The sequence below is a fragment of the Sphingobium sp. IP1 genome (assembly GCF_002708645.1).
Classification (GTDB): domain Bacteria; phylum Pseudomonadota; class Alphaproteobacteria; order Sphingomonadales; family Sphingomonadaceae; genus Sphingobium; species Sphingobium yanoikuyae.
On sequence record NZ_NOIW01000230.1, the window covers coordinates 1 to 2,559 of the forward strand.

3 protein-coding genes are annotated in these 2,559 nt (G+C 70.4%); 2 read left to right on the forward strand and 1 reads right to left on the reverse strand.

The annotated features are described in order from the left end of the window. Both CG471_RS29585 and CG471_RS29590 read left to right on the forward strand, forming a co-directional pair. Positions 1 to 784 (forward strand): iron ABC transporter permease (locus CG471_RS29585; protein ID WP_099234637.1); only part of this gene is annotated, 784 nt, incomplete at its 5' end. Further along, complete coding sequence (locus CG471_RS29590; protein ID WP_099234638.1) at positions 778 to 1,551, forward strand: ABC transporter ATP-binding protein; 774 nt, start codon at positions 778 to 780, stop codon at positions 1,549 to 1,551. The genes CG471_RS29585 and CG471_RS29590, both read left to right, overlap by 7 nt. Before the next feature lie 37 nt (positions 1,552 to 1,588). Here CG471_RS29590 and CG471_RS29595 read toward each other — a convergent pair. Beyond that, positions 1,589 to 2,559, reverse strand: a 971-nt coding sequence (locus CG471_RS29595) for a penicillin-binding protein activator (protein ID WP_099234639.1), incomplete at its 5' end; no start/stop codon positions are given.

A 2,559-nucleotide genomic window follows, 5' to 3' on the forward strand; every position in this document is an offset into this window, starting at 1 on the left:
GGGCCTGTCGGGCGCGGCGCTGCAGGGCTATCTGCGCAATCCGCTGGCCGAACCCGCCGTGCTGGGCGTGTCCAATGCGGCGGCGCTGGGGGCGGTGATCGCGCTCTATTTCGGCCTGTCCGAACTGCATCCGATGGCGTTGCCGCTGCTGGCGATCGTCACCGCGCTGGCGGCGATCGGCGCGCTGTTCCTGCTGGCGGGACCGTCGGAAAGCCCGCTGACGCTGATCCTGGCCGGCATTGCGGTCGCGACGCTGGCGGGGGCGGGGATCAGCCTGGCGCTGAACCTGTCGCCCAATCCCTTTGCCGCGATGGAGATCATGAGCTGGCTGATGGGGAGCCTGGAAAATCGCAGCATCGACCATCTGCTGTTGGCGCTGCCCTGCATAGCGGTCGGCGCGGCGCTGCTGCTCTATGACGGGCGCGCGCTTGATGCGCTGACCCTGGGCGAGGATGGCGCGCGGGCGCTGGGCGTCGACCTGTCGCGGGCGCGGCTGCGGCTGATGGCGGGCGTCGCGATCGGCGTCGGCGGCGCGGTGGCGGTGACCGGATCGATCGGCTTCGTCGGCCTGATCGTGCCGCATCTGGTGCGACCGCTGACCGATCGGTCGCCCTCGGCGCTGCTGCTGCCATCGATGCTGGGCGGCGCGGTGCTGCTGACCCTGGCCGATATCGGCGTGCGGATCATCCCGACCAGCAGCGAATTGAAGCTGGGCGTGCTGACCGCGATACTGGGCGTGCCCGTCTTCCTCATTCACCTGATGCGGGAGCGGCGGCTATGGTGACCCTGTCGACCGAGCAACTGGACGTCCGGCTGGGTCGCCATCTGGCGGTGCGCGGCGTCAATCTGACCATGGTGCCGGGCCAGTTGATCGGCGTGATCGGCCCCAATGGCGCGGGCAAGTCGACCCTGGTGCGGGCGCTGCTGGGGCTGGTGAAGCCGGCCGCCGGTCGTGCGCTGCTGGACGGGGCGCCGGTCGAGCGGCTGTCGCGCCAGGCGGTGGCGCGCGCCATCGCCTATCTGCCGCAGGGCCAGACATTGCACTGGCCCCTGGCGGTCGAGCGGCTGGTGGCGCTGGGGCGGCTGCCGCATCTGGGGCCGCTGTCGCGCCTGACCGCCGACGATGAGGCGGCGATCGAGGATGCCATGGTCCGCGCCGATGTCACCGGTTTCAAGGGACGGATCGCGACCGAGCTGTCGGGCGGCGAGCGGGCGCGGGTGCTGCTCGCGCGGGCGCTGGCGGTGGGCGCGCCGGCGCTGATCGCCGACGAGCCGCTTGCCGCGCTCGACCCCGGTCACCAGATCGACGTGATGGCTTTGCTGCGGGCGCAGGCGCAGGGCGGGGCGCTGGTCGTCACCGTGCTGCACGATCTCGCCATGGCGGCGCGCTATTGCGATCGGCTGCTGCTGATGGATGGCGGCGCGCTGGTGGCAGACGGGGCGCCGATGGAGGTGCTGACGCCGGAGCGGCTGGCATCCGTCTATGGCGTCGCGGCGCGGATCGACGTCAGCGACGGCCTGCCGCTGATCGTGCCGACGGCGCGGGTCTGATCCGTAACGAAAAAGGGGGCCTTCCGGCCCCCTTTGCTTAATTGCCGAAGCCGCGCGGGGCGGGATCGACCACGCTGATCGTGCCGGCGCCGACCTCGCTCACTTCCAGCGCGCGTTCGGCGATGCCGTTGCGGTTGAAGCGGAAGGCGCCGTCGATGCCGGCAAAGCCGCCCGGATCGCGCAGGCGCGCGGTCGGGAAGGGCGAACCCGGCTTCCAGTCCTGGGCGATCCGCACCGTCAGCAGCACCGCGTCATAGCCCATCGAGGACAGGCGGAAGGGCGCGCTGCCATAGCGGGTGCGATATTTGGTCGCGAGCTGGCGATAGAGGCCGTCCGACACGCTGGCATACCAGGCGCCGCGCAGCACCGGGCTGGCGGCCAGCGATTCTTCGGTATTCCAGATTTCGGTGCCGAGCAGACGGGCACTGGCGCCGCCATTCTTGCGCACGATCGGCGCGACCTGCAGCGCGACCCGGCCGCTGTCGGCGATCAGCAGCGCGTCATAGCTGGACGAGGCCTGCAGCTTCTTGACCGCGGCGGTGATCGAGGCGGGGGTGCGATCGAAGGTCTGCATCGACACGACCGTACCGCCGGCCTGTTCGACCGCGCGCAGCAGCGCATTGCCGGCGCGCTCGCCATAGGTGCCGCGCGGCACCAGCGCGCCGAAATTGGACAGGCCCTTTTCACGGGCGAAGCCGATCACCCGCTCGATCGACTGGTTGGGGGTATAGCCCATCAGGAAGATGTTGCTGCCCGCGACGCTGGTGTCGTTGGAGAAGCTGATGACCGGGACATTGGCCTTGGCCGCGATCGGCCCGACGATGCGGGCGTCATCGGCCAGCAATGGACCCAGGATCAGGCGGTTGCCGTCGGCCAGCGCCCGGTTGGCGGCGGCCGCCGCGCCCGTGGCGGTGTCATAGGTGGTGATGCGGACCTTGTCGGTCTTGATGTCCATCAGCGCCAGGGTGGTGGCGTTGGCGATCGATTGGCCCACGCCCGCATTGGGGC

What these genes read in the sequence shown, in the direction of transcription:
- CG471_RS29590 (WP_099234638.1), top strand. Translation starts at nt 778, where the DNA reads ATGGTGACCCTGTCGACCGAGCAACTGGACGTCCGGCTGGGTCGCCAT.